The sequence below is a fragment of the Klebsiella michiganensis genome (assembly GCF_015139575.1).
GTDB lineage: Bacteria > Pseudomonadota > Gammaproteobacteria > Enterobacterales > Enterobacteriaceae > Klebsiella > Klebsiella michiganensis.
Genome location: NZ_AP022547.1, coordinates 2,912,426 through 2,931,270, shown reverse-complemented (window position 1 = coordinate 2,931,270; position 18,845 = coordinate 2,912,426). Strand labels below are relative to the sequence as shown.

At 60.5% G+C, this 18,845-nt stretch carries 5 protein-coding genes; all 5 read left to right on the top strand.

Annotated features, from left to right (window positions below):
* Positions 1 to 146: 146 nt before the first annotated feature.
* Positions 147 to 1,106 carry a yersiniabactin transcriptional regulator YbtA gene (ybtA, locus tag JLG71_RS13815; protein ID WP_025106339.1) on the top strand — a complete coding sequence of 320 codons (960 nt, stop codon included), beginning with the start codon at positions 147 to 149 and terminating at the stop codon, positions 1,104 to 1,106.
* Positions 1,107 to 1,289: 183 nt separating this feature from the next.
* Complete coding sequence (locus tag JLG71_RS13810; RefSeq protein WP_200914290.1) at positions 1,290 to 7,388, top strand: non-ribosomal peptide synthetase; 6,099 nt, start codon at positions 1,290 to 1,292, stop codon at positions 7,386 to 7,388.
* 86 nt (positions 7,389 to 7,474) lie between these two features.
* Positions 7,475 to 16,951 carry a yersiniabactin polyketide synthase HMWP1 gene (gene irp1 / locus JLG71_RS13805; protein WP_200914289.1) on the top strand — a complete coding sequence of 3,159 codons (9,477 nt, stop codon included), beginning with the start codon at positions 7,475 to 7,477 and terminating at the stop codon, positions 16,949 to 16,951.
* Complete coding sequence (locus JLG71_RS13800; RefSeq protein WP_049070587.1) at positions 16,948 to 18,045, top strand: Gfo/Idh/MocA family oxidoreductase; 1,098 nt, start codon at positions 16,948 to 16,950, stop codon at positions 18,043 to 18,045. The genes irp1 and JLG71_RS13800 overlap by 4 nt, the downstream gene beginning before the upstream one ends.
* A complete protein-coding gene (locus JLG71_RS13795) occupies positions 18,042 to 18,845 on the top strand; it encodes a thioesterase II family protein (RefSeq protein ID WP_048262810.1) in 804 nt (267 codons plus the stop codon). Before JLG71_RS13800 ends, JLG71_RS13795 begins: the two co-directional genes overlap by 4 nt.

The window sequence follows — 18,845 nt, the reverse complement described above, 5'->3', positions numbered from 1 at the left end:
ATGAATTTTTATGGACGCCAAAAACACTATTTCAAGGTGGCGTTCCGGGAATTAATGTGAATAATAACCATTATCAATTACTCATCTACCCCATTCGGTTCTATTTATACCCGCATTGGTCTAAGCCACAGGGAGATAACCCGGTCATGACGGAGTCACCACAAACGCAATCTGCAATCTCTATTCACCAGCTAGTGGTTGGAAAACCCGCGAACGATGGCGCTATTCCTGCCCAGTGTGAGCTGCTGCGCTGCTCTTTGCAGGAAGGTATGGATATTTTGCTCTGGCGGGGCCACTTTGCTCAGCCCGAGACGTTGCAGCTGCACGACGACCTGGGCAGGATTAACTTCTCTTGCATTCTGGAAGGCACATCGCGCTTTGCGATCCAGGGGCTCAGCCGCCACACCGACTGGGAACTCGCGCGCGATCGTCATTACATTACCCATACGCCAGACTGCCGCGGCAGCGCCTCCTACTGCGGCCGGTTCGAGAGCATTACGCTCTCTTTCAGCCCTGAAGCCCTCGCGCTGTGGGTGCCGGATATTAGCTCGGTCATTAAAAATAAGATCGACTCCCACTGCTGTTGCCAGCAGCAGCGTTGTAATGCTGAAACCCACCTAACGGCTCAGGCCCTGCGTCACGCGCTGATGCGGATGCACGGCGGCTTCAGTCATGAACAAAAACCGTCGACGTTATGGCTACAGGGACAAAGTCTGGTGATGCTCAGCCTGGTGCTGGATGAACATCGCGAGGACGCCAGCTGTTCCTCCTGCCACTTCAATCCGATGGAACGCCAGAAACTGCTGCGGGCAAAGGATCTGCTGCTGGCCGATTTGACGCAGGCGCCGGGGGTCACCGAACTCGCCAGAGAGTCCGGTTTAAGCGTGCTTAAAATTAAGCGGGGATTTCGCGTTCTGTTCAACAACAGCGTCTATGGTCTTTTTCAGGCTGAACGCATGCAGGAGGCAAGAAGACGGCTGGCCAATGGCAATACTTCCGTTATGACGGTGGCGGCGGATCTAGGCTATGCCAACGCCAGCCATTTCTCCGCCGCATTTCAGAAGCAGTTTGGCGTCACCCCGTCGACCTTCAAACGTCTGATCTAACCAGGGCTTACCCCAGAAACTCCTCCGTTAACAAGGCCCGGATTCGCCATCCGGGCCTTGTTTTTTGCCGACCGTAAACCGAAACGGGCACAAATAAACCCGATTCGGGTAGCGCTCAATTGTTAATAATAATTATTCTCATATAAGCAATGCTTTTGGTATGACGTGCCATCAGGAGGAAGAATGATTTCTGGCGCCCCCTCTCAGGATCCGCTGTTATCGGACAACGGCGAAGCGGCCGATTATCAACAATTACGCGAACTGTTAATACAGGAACTGAATGTAGCGCCGCAGCAGTTACAGGAAGAGAGCAATCTGATCCAGGCGGGCCTGGACTCCATAAGATTAATGAGGTGGTTACACTGGTTTCGTAAAAAGGGCTACCGCCTCACCCTTCGCGAGCTGTATGCCGCCCCCACGTTGGCAGCATGGCGCCAGCTGATGCGCAGCCGTTCGGGTGAAAAACCGGATGATGCAAGCTCCCCGGCGGACGCGGCGTGGCCAGTCATGAGCGAGGGTACCCCCTTCCCGCTGACGCCGGTACAGCATGCCTATCTGACGGGCCGAATGCCCGGACAGACGCTGGGCGGCGTCGGTTGCCATCTGTATCAGGAGTTTGCCGGCCATGATCTGACGGCGCCAAAGCTGGAGCAGGCCATCACGATCTTACTGCAACGCCACCCGATGCTGCATATCGCCTTTCGCGCCGACGGGCAGCAGGTCTGGCTACCGCAGCCATACTGGAACGGCGTCACCGTTCATGATTTACGCCGGACCGACGAGGCAAGCCGCCAGGCCTATCTGGAAACATTGCGCCAGCGCCTGAGCCACCGTCTTTTACGCGTGGAAATGGGCGAAACCTTTGATTTCCAGTTGACGCTCTTGCCGGACAATCGCCACCGCCTCCATGTCAATATCGACCTGCTGATTATGGATGCTTCCAGCTTTACGCTGTTTTTCGATGAACTTAACGCCCTGCTGGCCGGAGAGTCGCTGCCGCCCGGCGACCCCCGCTATGATTTCCGCGCTTATCTGCTGCATCAGCAGAAGATCAATCAGCCGCTGCTCGACAAAGCGCGCGCGTACTGGCTGGCGAAAGCATCGATGCTGCCACCCGCGCCGGTTTTACCGCTAGCCTGCGAACCCGCCACGCTGCGTGAAGTCCGTAATACCCGACGCCGCATGATTGTCCCGACAACACGCTGGAACGCCTTTAGCCAACGGGCCGGTGAGAATGGCGTGACGCCGACAATGGCGCTGGCGACCTGTTTTGCTGCCGTTCTGGGGCGCTGGGGCGGCCTGACGCGGCTGCTGCTCAATATCACGTTATTTGACCGCCAGCCGCTGCACCCGGCGGTTGACGAAATGCTTGCCGACTTCACCAATATTCTTCTGCTGGATACCGCCTGCGATGGCGATACCGTCAGCAACCTGGCGCGTAAAAACCAGCTCACGTTTACTGAGGACTGGGATCATCGCCACTGGTCCGGCGTCGAGCTCCTTCGTGAACTCAAACGCCAGCAAAGCCATCCCCACGGCGCCCCGGTGGTATTTACCAGCAATCTGGGGCGCTCCCTGTACAGCAGCCGCGCCGAGTCGCCGCTGGGCGAACCGGAATGGGGCATCTCGCAGACGCCGCAGGTCTGGATAGATCATCTGGCGTTCGAGCATCGGGGCGAGGTCTGGCTACAATGGGATAGCAATGACGCGTTGTTCCCACCGGCGCTGGTCGAGACGTTGTTCAACGCCTACTGCCAGCTGATTAACCAACTCTGCGATGATGAAAGCGCCTGGAAGAAGTCGTTCGCGGACAGGATGCCCCAAAGCCAGCGGGAGATACGTCAACGGGTTAACGCAACCGACGCTCCCGTTCCTCAGGGCTTGCTGCATGAAGGTATTTTCCGCATCGCCCTCCGGCAACCGCAGGCGCTGGCGGTAACGGACGCACATTATCAGTGGAATTATCGTGAGCTGACCGAGAATGCGCGCCGCTGCGCTGGCAGGTTAATCGCGTGTGGGGTTCAGCCCGGCGACAATGTCGCTATTACAATGTCGAAAGGCGCGGGACAGCTGGTTGCGGTCCTCGCCGTTCTGCTGTCCGGGGCGGTGTACGTTCCGGTTTCGCTCGACCAGCCCGCCGCGCGGCGCGGGAAAATCTACGCCGACGCCAACGTCCGGCTGGTGCTCACCTGCCAGCACGACGCCAGCGCCTGGTCAGACGATATTTCCCACCTGACCTGGCAGCAGGCCATCGAGGCGGAGCCGCTAGCCGACCAGGCGGCGTGCGCGCCGACGCAGCCGGCCTACATTATCTATACCTCCGGGTCGACCGGCACGCCGAAAGGCGTGGTCATTTCTCACCGTGCAGCGCTGAATACCTGCTGCGATATCAATACCCGTTACCAGGTGGGTCCCGGAGACAGAGTGCTGGCCCTCTCCGCACTGCATTTTGATTTATCGGTTTACGACATTTTTGGCGTTCTGAGCGCCGGCGGCGCGCTGGTTATCGTTATGGAAAATCAACGGCGCGATCCCCGCGCATGGTGCGAATTGATCCAGCGTCATCAGGTTACGCTCTGGAACAGCGTCCCGGCGCTGTTCGATATGCTGTTGACCTGGTGTGAAGGTTTCGCCGACGCCGCGCCGGAGAAACTGCGGGCGGTCATGCTTTCCGGCGACTGGATCGGCCTTGATCTCCCTGCCCGCTATCACGCCTTCCGCCCCCAGGGACAGTTTATCGCCATGGGCGGCGCCACCGAGGCGTCTATCTGGTCTAACGCCTGTGAAATTAACCGGGTCCCTGACCACTGGCGCGCCATCCCTTATGGCTTTCCGCTGGCCAACCAACGTTACCGGGTGGTGGATGAGCTGGGCCGGGACTGCCCGGACTGGATACCGGGCGAATTGTGGATTGGCGGTATCGGGGTCGCGGAAGGCTACTTTAACGATCCTGTACGCAGCGAGCAGCAGTTTGTAACGCAATCGAACGCGCGCTGGTATCGCACCGGCGATCTCGGGTGCTACTGGCCAGACGGTACGTTAGAGTTCCTCGGTCGTCGCGATAAGCAGGTCAAAGTCGGGGGATATCGCATCGAGCTGGGTGAAATCGAAAGCGCGCTCAGCCAGCTGGCGGGAGTGAAACAGTCAACCGTTGTGGCGATCGGCGAAAAAGAAAAGACCCTGGCGGCCTGGGTTGTGCCTCAGGGTTCGGCTTTCTGCGTTACCCATCATCGGGACCTGGCGCTGCCCCAGGAGTGGCGCGGGCTTGCCGGAACGCTGCCCTGCTGTGTCTGCCCCCCAGAAATCTCCGCCGGCCAGGTCGCTGATTTTCTTCAGCATCGCCTGTTAAAACTGAAACCGGGTCAAACTCCTGGCGCCGATCCTCTTCCCCTGATGAATGCTCTCGCTATCCAGCCTCGCTGGCGGGCCGTGGTGGAACGCTGGTTAGCCTTTCTCGTGACCCAACAGCGGCTGCAGCCCGCCGCTGAGGGTTATCAGGTTTGTGCGGGGGAAGCGCCGGAGAATGACCCTCCTTCTTTCAGCGGGCATGACCTCACCTTAACGCAGATCCTTCGCGGCGCTCGCCACGAACTGTCATTACTGAACGATGCGCGGTGGTCGCCGGAAAGTCTGGCTTTCGACCATCCGGCCAGCGCCCTGTATATCGAGGAACTGGCGACAATCTGTCAACAGCTTTCCCGGCGTTTACAGCGCCCGGTACGCCTGCTAGAGGTGGGTGTCCGCACCGCCCGCGCCGCAGAGTGCCTGCTAACCCGGCTCAGCGCTGACGAGATTGAGTATGTCGGGCTTGAGCACAGCCAGGAGCTGCTGCTGAGCGCCCGACAGCGGCTTGCACCGTGGTCTGACGCCCGTCTGGCCCTCTGGAGTGCAGACACGCTGGCGGCGCATGCTCATTCGGCGGACATTATCTGGCTGAATAACGCCCTGCATCGTCTGCTGCCGGAAGAGCCCGGGCTCCTCGCGGCATTACAGCAGCTGGCCGTTCCAGGCGCGCTGCTCTATGTGTTGGAGTTTCGTCAGTTAACGCCCTCCGCCCTGCTCAGCACGCTTCTGTTAACCGATGGTCAGCCCGAAGCCTTACTTCACAATAGCGCTGACTGGGGGGCGATATTTACCGCCGCCGCTTTCAACTGCCAGCACGGCGATGAAGTCGAGGGATTGCAGCGCTTCCTCGTACAATGCCCCGTTAGCCAGGTACGCCGCGATCCTCGTCAGCTGCAGTCCGCTCTCGCCGAACGTCTGCCGGGGTGGATGGTACCGAAACGGATCTTCTTAATTGACGCCTTACCGCTGACGGCGAACGGCAAAATTGACTATCAGACGCTAAAGCGCTGTCATACCCCGGAAGCTGAAAACCGGACTGAAGCGGATTTACCCCTGGGCGATATTGAGAAGCAGGTTGCCGTCATCTGGCAGCCGCTCTTGTCAATGGGCGCCGTCAGCAGAGAAACCGACTTCTTCCAGCATGGCGGTGATAGCCTGCTAGCCACCAGGCTGATCGGACAGCTCCACCAGGCGGGTTATGAAGCACGACTAAGCGACCTGTTTAATCACCCCCGGCTGGCTGATTTTGCCGCCACGCTGCGTAAAACCGACCTCCCTGTTGAACAACCCTTTGTCCACTCCCCTGAAGAACGCTACCGGCCTTTCGCGCTGACTGATGTGCAGCAGGCTTACCTGGTCGGGCGTCAGCCGGGCTTTGCCCTTGGCGGCGTAGGTTCACACTTCTTTGTTGAATTTGAAATTGCCGATCTGGATATTCACCGGCTGGAGAAGGTCTGGAACCGGTTAATCGCCCGCCACGATATGCTGCGCGCCGTAGTGCGGGATGGACAACAGCGGGTTCTCGAACAGACTCCCCCGTGGGTGATACCCGCGCACATCCTGCACAGCCCCGAAGAGGCGCTGCAGGTACGCGACAGACTGGCGCATCAGGTTCTCAACCCTGAAGTCTGGCCGGTATTCGATCTCCAGGTCGGGTTCGTCGACGGGATGCCCGCCCGCCTGTGGCTGTGTCTGGATAACCTGTTGCTTGACGGGTTGAGCATGCAGATCCTGTTGTCAGAGCTGGAACACGGCTATCGCTATCCGCAGCAGCTGCCGCCGCCGCTTCCCGTTACCTTCAGGGATTATCTGCAGCAACCCGCGCTGCGGACGCCCAATCCCGACTCTCTGGCATGGTGGCAAACGCAGCTTGATGATATTCCTCCGGCACCTGCGTTACCGCTACGCTGCTTGCCTCAGGACGTTGAGACGCCGCGCTTCGCACGGCTCAATGGGGCAATGGACAGCGCGCGCTGGCGTCGCCTGAAACAGCGGGCGGCTGACGCTCATCTCACCCCGTCGGCCGTACTGTTATCCGTGTGGTCAACGGTTCTTACTGCATGGAGCGCACAGCCCGATTTCACGCTTAACCTTACGCTTTTCGACAGACGACCGCTGCACCCGCAAATCAACCAGATCCTGGGCGACTTTACTTCGCTGATGCTGCTGAGCTGGCATCCCGGCGAGAGCTGGCTGCAAAGCGCGCGGTTATTACAGCAGCGACTAAGCGAGAGCCTCAACCACCGCGATGTGTCGGCAATACGCGTGATGCGGCAACTGGCGCGGCGGCAAAACGTACCGGCTGTCCCAATGCCCGTCGTCTTTACCAGCGCGCTGGGCTTTGAGCAGGATAACTTCCTTGCCCGGCGCAATCTGCTCAAACCGGTGTGGGGTATATCCCAGACGCCGCAGGTCTGGCTCGATCACCAGGTTTATGAATCCGAAGGGGAACTGCGCTTTAACTGGGATTTTGTCGCCGCCCTGTTTCCTGACGGGCAGGTGGAGCGCCAGTTTGCACAGTATTGCGCGTTGCTTAACCGAATGGCGGAGGATGACAGCAGCTGGCAGCTGCCGCTCGCCGACCTGGTTCCCCCGCTTAAGGTCACGGAGCGACGCGCCCGCCGGCTGCGCCCTGAGCGCGCTCAGCCGCGGATCGCGGCGGACGAGAGCAGCGTCAGCCTGATTTGCGACGCCTTTCGCGAGGTGGTTGGCGAGCCTGTCGCACCCGCAGAGAACTTTTTTGAGGCGGGCGCCACGTCGCTGAATCTGGTACAGCTGCACGTCTTGTTACAACGTCACGAATTCGCCGCCCTGACGCTGCTTGACCTGTTCACTCACCCTTCTCCTGTCGCGCTGGCCAATTATCTCGCCGGCGTAGCCCTGGAGGAGAAAACCAAACGCGTGCGGCCGGTTCGCCGGCGTCAGCGGCGCATTTGACGCGAAACAAACTGACTTTTCCCGGACGCCATCGCCAACGCATGGCGCGCCACTGACTTTGTCAATTTTAGGAAACGGGACCGATTATGGATAACTTGCGCTTCTCTTCTGCGCCAACAGCAGATTCCATTGATGCATCGATCGCTCAACGCTACCCGGACTGCGAACCTGTCGCAGTCATCGGCTACGCCTGCCATTTTCCTGAAGCGCCGGATGGCGAAACCTTCTGGCGAAATCTGCTGGAAGGCCGCGAATGCAGCCGACGCTTTACGCGCGAAGCGCTTCTGGCCGCCGGGCTGGATACCGCCATTATTGACGATCCTTGTTACGTCAATATTGGAACGGTTTTAGACAACGCTGACTGCTTCGATGCCACCCTGTTTGGCTATTCGCGGCAGGAAGCGGAGTCGATAGATCCCCAGCAGCGCCTGTTTTTACAGGCGGTCTGGCATGCGCTGGAGCATGCAGGTTACGCCCCGGGCGCCGTCCCCCATAAGACCGGCGTTTTCGCCTCTTCGCGGATGAGCACCTATCCCGGCCGCGAAGCCCTGAACGTGACAGAGGTCGCACAGGTCAAGGGCCTGCAGTCTCTGATGGGCAATGACAAGGACTATATAGCCACCCGCGCGGCCTACAAACTCAATCTGCACGGCCCGGCGTTATCGGTACAGACCGCCTGCTCCAGTTCGCTGGTTGCGGTCCATCTGGCCTGCGAAAGCCTGCGCGCAGGCGAATCCGATATGGCGGTATCCGGCGGAGTGGCGCTTTCCTTCCCCCAGCAGGCGGGTTACCGCTACCAGCCCGGGATGATTTTCTCTCCCGACGGCCACTGTCGCCCTTTTGACGCCTCGGCAGAGGGCACCTGGGCCGGCAACGGTCTCGGCTGCGTGGTGCTGCGTCGCCTGAAGGACGCGCTGCTGTCAGGCGATCCGATTATCGCGGTGATCCTCTCCAGCGCGGTCAACAACGACGGAAACAGAAAAGTGGGTTATACCGCGCCGTCGGTGGCAGGACAGCAAGCGGTCATCGAAGAGGCGTTAATGCTGGCGGCCATCGACGACAGGCAGATCGGCTACATTGAAACCCACGGTACCGGCACGCCGCTGGGAGACGCGATTGAAATAGAAGCCCTGCGCAACGTCTACGCTCCCCGCCCGGCGCAACAGCGCTGCGCGCTGGGTTCCGTGAAGAGCAACGTTGGTCACCTGGATACCGCGGCGGGCATTGCCGGACTGCTGAAAACCGTTCTGGCGGTCAGTCGCGGAAAAATTCCGCCAATGCTGAATTTTCACACGCCAAACCCGGCGCTTAAGCTCGAGGAAAGCCCCTTTACCGTGCCGGTGACGGCGCAGGAGTGGCAGGACGAAGTGCGCTACGCGGGCGTCTCCTCCTTCGGTATTGGCGGCACCAACTGCCATATGATCGTCGCTTCGCTGCCCGACGAACTCAACATAAGCTACCCCGCCGCGGATGACGGCAGCAAGAGTTCCGCGCTGTTGCTCAGCGCCGCCAGCGACACCGCGTTGCGGCAGCTGGCAGCGGACTATGCCGCGGCGCTGAGGGAGAACGCGGATGCCAACAATCTGGCCTTCACGGCGTTACGCGCGCGCCGTCTCGATCTTCCCTTCCGCCTGGCGGCGCCATTAAATCATGACACCGCCGCCGCGCTCAGCGCCTGGGCTGGCGCGAAATCGACTTCGCCGGTCTATAGCGGCCACGGCGCCAGCGGCAAACAGGTGTGGCTGTTTACCGGGCAGGGTTCGCACTGGCGCACTATGGGCCAGTCTCTGTACCAGCACTCAACGGCGTTTGCCGATACGCTGGAGCGCTGTTTTGTCGCCTGTCGCGACATGCTCACGCCTTCGCTACGGGAAGCGATGTTTAATCCCGATTCAACGCAGCTTGACAATATGGCCTGGGCCCAGCCGGCGATTGTCGCGTTCGAAATCGCGATGGCGGCCCACTGGCGCGCTGAAGGACTGAAGGCCGACTTCGCCATGGGTCACTCCGTCGGCGAATTTGCCGCTGCCGTTGTCTGCGGACACTATACCATTGAGCAGGTCATGCCGCTGGTATGTCGGCGCGGCGCGCTGATGCAGCTGTGCGCAAGCGGCGCGATGGTGGCGGTATTTGCGCAAGAAGAGGCGCTGATGCCGTTGGCCCGTCAGTTCGAGCTGGATCTCGCCGCCAACAATGGCACCCGGCATACGGTCTTTTCCGGGCCGGAAGCCCGTATCGCGGAGTTTTGCGCCGCGCTTTCGCAACACGAGATCGACTATCGTCGCCTGAGCGTAACCGGCGCGGCGCACTCCGCTTTACTTGAACCAATACTCGATCGCTTCCAGGAGGCCTGCGCGGGTCTGCTCGCCGAGCCGGGGCAAATACCGCTGATTTCCACGCTTACCGCCGAACTCATTGACGAGGCGACGCTCAACCAGGCGGATTACTGGCGCCGCCATATGCGCCAGCCGGTACGTTTTATTCAGAGTATTCAGGCGGCGCGCAAGCTCGGTGCCCGCGTTTTTGTTGAAATGGGGCCCGACGCCCAGCTGATTGCCTCCGGACAGCGCGAATACCGCGATGACGCTTACTGGATAGCCAGCGCCCGGCGTAAACAGGAGGCGAGCGCTGTCCTGAATCAGGCGCTTCTCCAGCTATACGCGGCCGGCGTCACCTTACCGTGGGCCGATCTTCTGGCAGGCGATGGGCAACGTATCTCCGCGCCATGCTATCCGTTTGCGACCGAGCGTTACTGGAAAGAACGCGCCACCTCCGCCTGCGAGCCTGCCGATGCTTTGCTTGCCGCTGGATTAGAGGTGGCCAACAGCGCCGCGACAGCGCTCGAACTCCCCCGTCTGGAGGCGCTTAAACAGTGCGCCACGCGACTGCACGCCATCTATGTCGATCGGCTGGTACAACGCTGTACGGGCGATGCGATAGATAACGGCGTGGACGCCATCACCATTATGCGCCATGGACGACTGATGCCCCGCTACCAGCAGCTGCTTCAGCGCCTGCTAAATAACTGCGTGGTCGACGGCGACTACCGCTGCGCTGAGGGGCGCTACTACCGCGCCCGCCCCATTGAACATCAGCAGCGGGAAATTCTGCTGACGGAACTCGCCGATTATTGTGAAGGTTATCAGGCTATCCCCGATACCATCGCCCGTGCCGGCGATCGGTTATACGACATGATGAGCGGCGCGGAAGAGCCGGTGGCGATTATCTTCCCGCAAGGCGCTTCCGACGGCGTAGAGGTGCTATATCAGGAATTCAGCTTTGGCCGCTATTTCAACCAGATTGCCGCCGGGGTACTACGGGGTATCGTCCAGGCGCGTCAGCCCCATCAGCCGCTGCGCATTCTTGAAGTCGGAGGCGGAACCGGCGGCACCACCGCATGGCTGCTGCCTGAACTCAAAGACGTACCGGCGCTGGAGTACCACTTCACCGATATCTCCGCGCTGTTCACCCGCCGCGCGCAGCAGAAATTCGCCGACTATGACTTTGTGCATTACGACGAGCTGGATCTCGAACAAGAGGCGCAGTCTCAGGGCTTTGCGGCGCAGTCTTACGATCTTATCGTCGCGGCTAACGTGATCCATGCCACGCGCCATATCGGTCGAACCCTCGATAATCTGCGTCCCTTGCTCAAGCCGGGTGGGCGCCTGCTGATGCGCGAAATCACCCAGCCAATGCGTCTGTTTGATTTCGTTTTCGGCCCGCTGGTCCTCCCGCTACAGGATATCGACGCCCGCGAAGGCGAGCTCTTCCTCACCCCCCATCAGTGGCAGCAGCAGTGCCGAAGCGCCGGATTCAGCAAAGTACAGTGGCTACCGCAGGACGACAGCCCGACCGCCGGTATGAGCGAACATATCATTCTCGCCACCCTGCCCGGCCAGGAGATGTCCACGTCATCAGAATCCGCGCTGGAACAGACGTTGCCGGATAACCCTGATTATCTCGCCGACTGGTCCGATTGCACAGGTCAGCCGGAACGGTTTACCGCCCGCTGGCAGGAGGCCTGGCGGCGCCTCTCCGCGCGGCACGGCGACGATTCCCCCGTGAAACCGCCCCTCGTTACCGCCCCGCAATGGCTGGGGGAGGTGCGCTTAAGCTGGCGAAACGCAGCCTTTTCCCGCGGCGAGATGCGCGTGGAAGCCCGTCATCCAGACGGCAAGTGGCTGCCGCTGGCGCCCGACGCGCCTCTTCCTGCGCCGCAGACGCATTATCATTGGCGCTGGAGGCCCCTCAGCATCGACAGTAATAGCCGCCCGCTGGTATTCCGCTTCAGCGCCGGTACCCTTGCCTACGAAGAGGCGCTGGCGCAATACGGCATTCTTCACGATCCGCAGGCCCCTTCTGTTCTGATGATTGTCGACGAGAGCGAGGAGACGCTGGCGTTAGCGACACAGGTGAAAGAGGCGCTCACCGCCAGCCCAGACGGCTTGATTGTCGTCACCCGCCGCGCGTGGCGAATCGAGGAAAACGAGGCGCTATCAGCGGCCCATCACGCGCTGTGGGCTATGCTTCGCGTCGTGGCCAACGAACAGCCGGAACGGTTAATCGCCGCTATCGATATGGCTGAAAACGCCTCGTGGGAAACGCTGCGTCAAGGATTAAGCGCTGTTTCATTGTCACAACGCTGGCTTGCAGCCCGGGATAACGGCTTCTGGCTCCCTTCGCTGGCGCCCAACGCGGGATGCGCCGCCGAATTACCGGCGAAGGTGTTTGCCGGCGATAACCGCTGGCATCTGGTGACCGGGGCGTTTGGCGGACTGGGCCGCCTTGCCGTGAACTGGCTCAGAGAAAAAGGGGCGCGCCGCATCGCGCTACTGGCGCCGCGCGTGGATGCGTCATGGCCAGGCGACACAGCGGACGTTGAGATTCGCGTCTGCCGTTGTGATGTGGGTGATGCCGGAGAGCTGGCCCGTGTTCTTGATGAGCTGGCGACCAGCGGCGGCATTGCCGGAGCGATTCATACCGCTGGCGTATTGGCTGATGGGCCCTTGCAGGAACTCGATGACCACCAGCTGGCCGCCGTTTTCGCGGTCAAAGCGCAGGCGGCAAGCCAGCTATTACAAACGCTGGGCAACCACGACGCCCGTTATCTGATTCTCTATTCGTCCGCTGCCGCCGCCCTCGGCGCGCCAGGCCAGAGCGCCCATGCGCTGGCCTGCGGTTATCTTGACGGGCTCGCCCAGCAGTTCTCCTCCCTTGATACGCCGAAAGTGCTCTCCATCGCCTGGGGCGCATGGGGAGAAAGCGGCCGGGCGGCTACGACAGAGATGCTGACGACCCTTGCCGATCGTGGCATGGGCGCGTTAAGCGATGCCGAGGGGCGCTGGCACCTTGAACAAGCGGTGATGCGCGGCGCCGCCTGGCGACTGGCCATGCGCGTTTTCACCGACAAAATGCCCCCGCTGCAGCAGGCTCTGTTTAACGCCGCAGCAACAGAACACGCCGCGATTCCGGCCGCGACTCCCGCTGATAACCATGCTTTTCACGGTAGCATCAGCGATAAAGCGGCGGTGATGACATGGCTGAAAAATCGCATTGCGGTGCAGCTAAGACTGAACGATCCTGCTTCGCTGAACGCAGATCAGGATCTGTTACAGCTGGGAATGGACTCGCTGCTCTTTCTTGAACTCAGCAGCGATATTCAACATGACCTGGGTGTACGCATCAACGCGGAACGGGCGTGGCAGGATCTCTCGCCGCACGGGCTCACACAGCTTATCTGTTCTCAGGCAGAGACGGCGCCTGCCGTATCGCCGCCGGAAGCGTTGCAGCAAGATGCCGCTGAGCGTTACGCGCCCTTCCCGTTGACGCCGATTCAGCATGCCTACTGGTTGGGCAGAACCCATCTTATTGGCTATGGCGGCGTTGCCTGTCACGTGCTGTTTGAATGGGATAAACGCCACGATGAGTTCGATCTCGCCGTACTGGAGAAAGCATGGAACCAGCTCATTGCCCGCCACGATATGCTGCGGATGGTGGTGGATGCAGATGGACAACAGCGCGTTCTGGCGACAACCCCGACGTATCGTATCCCGCGCGACGATCTGCGCGCGCTTTCCCCGCAAGAGCAGTGCCAGGCGCTGGAAAAACGGCGCCATGAACTGAGCTATCGCGTTTTACCTGCCGACCAGTGGCCGCTCTTTGAGCTGGTGGTCAGCGAAATCGACGATTGCCGCTACCGCCTGCACATGAACCTCGATCTTCTGCAGTTCGATGTGCAGAGCTTTAAAGTCATGATGGACGATTTGGCCCAGGTATGGCGCGGAGAAACGCTGCCGCCGCTCGATATCACCTTCCGCGATTACGTGATGGCTGAACAGGCGCGCCGACAAACAACAGCATGGCACGATGCCTGGGATTACTGGCAGGAAAAACTGCCGCAACTGCCTTCAGCGCCGGAACTGCCGGTGGTGGAGACTCCGCCGGAAACCCCGCACTTCACCACGTTCACTTCGACGCTTGATAGACAAGAGTGGCAGGCGGCGAAACAACGCTGGCAGCAGCAGGGCCTCACCCCCTCCGCCGCGCTGCTCACGCTGTTTGCCGCCACCCTTGAGCGCTGGAGCCGTACCACGGCATTTACGCTGAACCTGACGTTCTTCAATCGCCAGCCGATCCACCCGCAAATCAATCAGTTGATCGGGGATTTTACCTCCGTCACGCTGGTTGATTTTAACTTCTCAACGCCGCTAACGCTGCAGGAGCAGATGCAACGGACCCAGCAGCGTCTCTGGCAAAACATGGCGCACAGCGAAGTGAACGGCGTTGAGGCGATCCGCGAGCTGGGGCGCCAGCGCGGATCCCAGCGTCAACCGCTGATGCCGGTGGTGTTTACCAGCATGCTGGGGATGACGCTGGAAGGAATGGCTATCGACCGGGCAATGAGTCATCTGTTCGGCGAACCCTGCTATGTCTTTACGCAAACGCCGCAGGTCTGGCTGGATCATCAGGTGATGGAGAGCGATGGCGCGTTGACGTTTAGCTGGTACTGCATGGATAACGTGCTGGAACCGGGCGCGGCTGAAGCGATGTTTAATGACTACTGCGCCATCCTGCAGGCCGCCATTGCCACCCCTGAAGGCCTGAAGACCATGGACAGCGGCATTGCCGAACACATTCCCCGCCGCCGCTGGCCGCTGAACGCGCAGGCAGACTACGATCTGCGGGATATTGAGCAAGCGGCGCAGGAATACCCCGGCATCCAACAGGCCAGAGCGGAATTAAGCGAAAATGGCGCGTTAACCCTGGATATCGTTATGACCGAGGATCCACCGCCCTCAGCGCCGTTACATGATGAGCACGATCTCGCCTCACTGGCGCTGCCGTTGCCTGAACAGACGCAACTTGACGAGCTGGAAGCGACCTGGCGCTGGCTGGAGGCGCGTGCGCTGCAGGGGATTGCCGCAACGCTATATCGCCACCGTCTGTTCACCACCCCGGAGGTTGCCCACCCATTTGGCGAAATAGTACAGGCGCTGGGCGCGCAAGCGTCACACCGGCGCCTGCTACGCCAGTGGCTGCAGTGTCTGGCGGAAAGAGAATGGTTAGTGCGCGAGGGGGATAGCTGGCGCTGCCGCATTCCGCTCAGCGAAATTCCCGAACCTCACGAAGCTTGCCCGCAAACCCACTGGAGCCAGGCGCTGGCGCAGTATCTTGACGCCTGCATCGCCCGGCACGACGACCTCTTCTCCGGGCAGTGTTCGCCGCTGGAACTGCTGTTCAACGAGTCGTTGCGCGTAACCGACGCGCTGTATCGCGAAAACCCCGCCAGCGCTTGTCTGAATCGCTATACCGCGCAGATTGCCGCCCTTTGCGGCGCAGAACGGATCCTCGAGGTGGGCGCCGGAACCGCAGCCACCGCGGAACCGGTGCTGAAGGCCACGCGAAACACGCGGCTGTCATACCACTTCACGGATGTCTCCGCGCAGTTCCTCAACGACGCCCGAACCCGTTTCCACGATGAATCGCGGGTGTCTTACGCCTTATTCGATATCAACCAGCCGCTGGATTTTACCGCCCACCCCGAGGCGGGTTACGACCTGATTATTGCCGTCAACGTGCTTCACGACGCCAGCCATGTCGTACAGTCGTTGCGCCGATTAAAGCGGTTGCTGAAAGCCGGCGGACGTCTGCTGATCGTGGAAGCGACGGAACGAAACAGCGTATTCCAGCTGGCGAGCGTCGGCTTTATCGAAGGGTTAAGCGGATACCGCGATTTCCGCCGCCGGGATGAAAAACCTATGCTCACCCGTTCGGCATGGCAGGAAGTGCTTGTGCAGGCCGGTTTTGCCAACGAACTGGCCTGGCCGCCGCAGGAATCGTCGCCGCTGCGCCAGCATCTGCTGGTCGCACGTTCGCCTGGGGTGAATCGCCCGGATAAAGCAGCCGTGAGCCGCTATCTGCAGCAGCGTTTTGGCGCCACCCTGCCCGCGTTGCAGATCCGGCAGCGAGAAACGTTATTTACTCCGCTATCGGCCCCACCTGACGCACAGATTGCGCCAGCTGAATCGACACCGAGCTCCGGGGGAGATCCGGCGCTGGAAAAACAGGTCGCTGAACTCTGGCAAACGCTGCTGTCTCGCCCCGTGTCCAGACATCACGACTTTTTCGCGCTGGGCGGCGACAGCCTGATGGCGACAAGGATGGTCGCGCAGCTGAACCGCAGAGGAATTGCCAGCGCCAGCCTTCAGGATCTGTTCACCCATTCAACGCTCAGCGACTTCTGCGCCCATCTGCAGGCCTGTTCGTCGGCAGAGGAGAATCCTGTGCCCATTTGCCAGGGCGGTGGCGGCGAAACGTTGTTTGTTTTCCATGCTTCAGACGGCGATATCAGCGCCTGGCTGCCGCTCGCCAGCGCGCTGAATATGCCCGTTTTCGGCCTGCAGGCAAAATCGCCGCAGCGTTTTGCCACGCTTGATCGGATGATCGATGAGTATGTCGCGAGTATCCGCCGCCAGCAGCCGCACGGCCCTTATGTTCTGGCGGGTTGGTCGTATGGCGCTTTTCTTGCGGCGGGCGCCGCGCAGCGCCTGGATGCCAAAGGCGAGCAGGTACGGCTGGCGTTAATCGATCCCGTGTGTCGACAGGATTTTCGTTGCGCAAACCGGACGGCCCTGCTGCGGCTGTTAGCCGAAGGAGATACGCCGCTGGCGCTGCCGGAACATTTCGATCGGCTGACGCCCGACCGCCAGCTTGCCTATTTTATCGACCTTGCCAGAACAGCGGGAATAATGGCGCAAAACCTGACGCTACAGGCGGCGGAAGCGTGGATCGACAACATCGCGCATCTGCTGCGCTTACTGACCGAGCATACGCCGGACGAAACCGTTCCGCTCCCCTGTCTCATCGTGCATGCCGCGATGAGACCCGCGCGCTGGACGCCAGCGGAAACCGAATGGCAAACCTGGATAGACCGCGCCGACAGCTATGCGATTAAAGCCAGCCATTGGCAAATCATGCTGGAGCCCCCCCACGTTCAGACCTGTGCGCAGCATATCAAGCGCTGGCTCGGCGCAACCTCAACGCAACCGGAGAACACGTTATGATGTCGTCCGCCGCCCCTAAGCAACGCGTACTGATTGTGGGCGCTAAATTTGGCGAAATGTACCTCAACGCCTTTATGCAGCCCCAGGAGGGGCTGGAACTGGTTGGTCTTCTGTCCCAGGGAAGCGCGCGATCGAGAGAGCTGGCCTATGCGTTTGGAATCCCGCTGTATACCTCGCCGGAACAGATCGCCGAGATGCCGGATATCGCCTGTATCGTCGTGCGCTCAACCGTCGCCGGCGGGAGCGGAACCCAGCTTGCCCGGCACTTTTTGACCCGCGGCGTGCACGTGATTCAGGAGCATCCCCTCCACCCGGATGACGTCCGTTCTTTACAAGCGCTGGCGCAGGAACGGGGCCGCTGCTATTGGGTCAACACGTTTTATCCGCACGCGCGTGCGGGTCGCGCCTGGCTCGGGGATGCGCAGCGGTTACGTCGCAGCCTGGATCAGGCGCCGTCGGTTGCTCACGCTACCACCAGCCGACAGTTGCTCTACTCCACGCTGGATTTGTTGTTGCTGGCGCTAGAGGTTGATGCCGCCAGCGTGGCGTGCGAAGTGGTCGGTAGCTTTAGCGACTTTCACTGTCTGAGACTTTTCTGGCCGGCGGGAGAAGCCTGTCTGCTACTTCAGCGCTATCTCGATCCTGACGATCCTGATATGCACAGCCTGATTATGCACCGTTTGCTGCTGGGCTGGCCGGAAGGTCATCTTTCGCTGGAGGCAAGCTACGGCCCCGTAGTCTGGTCATCCAGCCTGTTTGTCGCAGAACATCAGGCGAATGTTCGTAGTCTCTACCGCAGGCCGGAGATCCTGCGCGACCCGCCGGGTCAGACGCGCAGCGCGGCTCCCCTGAGCTGGCGTGATTGCTGTGAAACCGCCGGACCGGAGGGGGTTGGCAGGTTGCTACAGCAGCTGCGCTGCCATCTGGCGGGTGGAAATCTGCCGGCGGCCTGCCACTCCGCTCATCAGCTCGCGTTATCACAGTTATGGCAGCAGATTTTACGTAAGACCGGCCATGCGGAGATCCGACATCTGACGCCGCCGCGTCACGACCGGTTACCGGCTTTCTACCGCCACGATGAGGAGTCCCGGTGATGCAATCTGCCATGTGTATACCGTTATGGCCCGCCCGCAACGCCAGTACGGCGCATCTGGTGATGTGCCCCTTCGCGGGCGGCAGCAGTAGCGCGTTTCGCCGCTGGCGAGACCACCCCATGGCGGAGATCGCGCTTTCCCTGGTGACCTGGCCGGGGCGCGATCGACTGCGCCATCTGGCGCCGCTCAGCAGCATTACGCAACTGGCGTCGCTGCTGGCGGACGAACTGGAAGAGAGCGTATCGCCTGACGCCCCGCTTTTACTTGCCGGGCACAGCATGGGCGCACAGGTGGCGTTTGAAACCTGCCGGCTTCTGGAACAACGGGGGCTTCCCCCACAAGGGCTGATTATTTCCGGCTGCCATGCCCCTCATCTGCATTCCCGGCGCAGGCTCAGCGACCGCGATGATGCCGACTTTATCGCTGAACTGATCGATATCGGCGGATGTTCGCCTGAACTACAGGAAAACAAGGAGCTACTGTCGCTATTTCTTCCTCTTCTGCGCGCTGATTTTTACGCTACTGAGCACTATCACTACGACTCGCTCGACGATTTTCCGCCGCTGCGCACGCCTGCGCTGCTCGTGTGCGGCAGCCGCGATCGTGAAGCCTCCCGGCCGGAGATGGAGGCCTGGCGTCCGTGGCTGAACCATATCGCAGGCGAGGTGGTGATTGACGGCGACCATTTTTATCTGCTGCAACAATCCAGGGCCTTTTTTACGCAGATTATTCACCATTTTCCCCACGTATTTTCTGCGACGACCGCTTTGCAAAATCGGTCCTGCACTTCAGAAAGGTGA

Bases quoted from the DNA above. Each gene is read 5' to 3' on its own strand.
- ybtA (WP_025106339.1), top strand. From the start codon at position 147: ATGACGGAGTCACCACAAACGCAATCTGCAATCTCTATTCACCAGCTA.
- JLG71_RS13810 (WP_200914290.1), top strand. From the start codon at position 1,290: ATGATTTCTGGCGCCCCCTCTCAGGATCCGCTGTTATCGGACAACGGC.
- irp1 (WP_200914289.1), top strand. From the start codon at position 7,475: ATGGATAACTTGCGCTTCTCTTCTGCGCCAACAGCAGATTCCATTGAT.
- JLG71_RS13800 (WP_049070587.1), top strand. From the start codon at position 16,948: ATGATGTCGTCCGCCGCCCCTAAGCAACGCGTACTGATTGTGGGCGCT.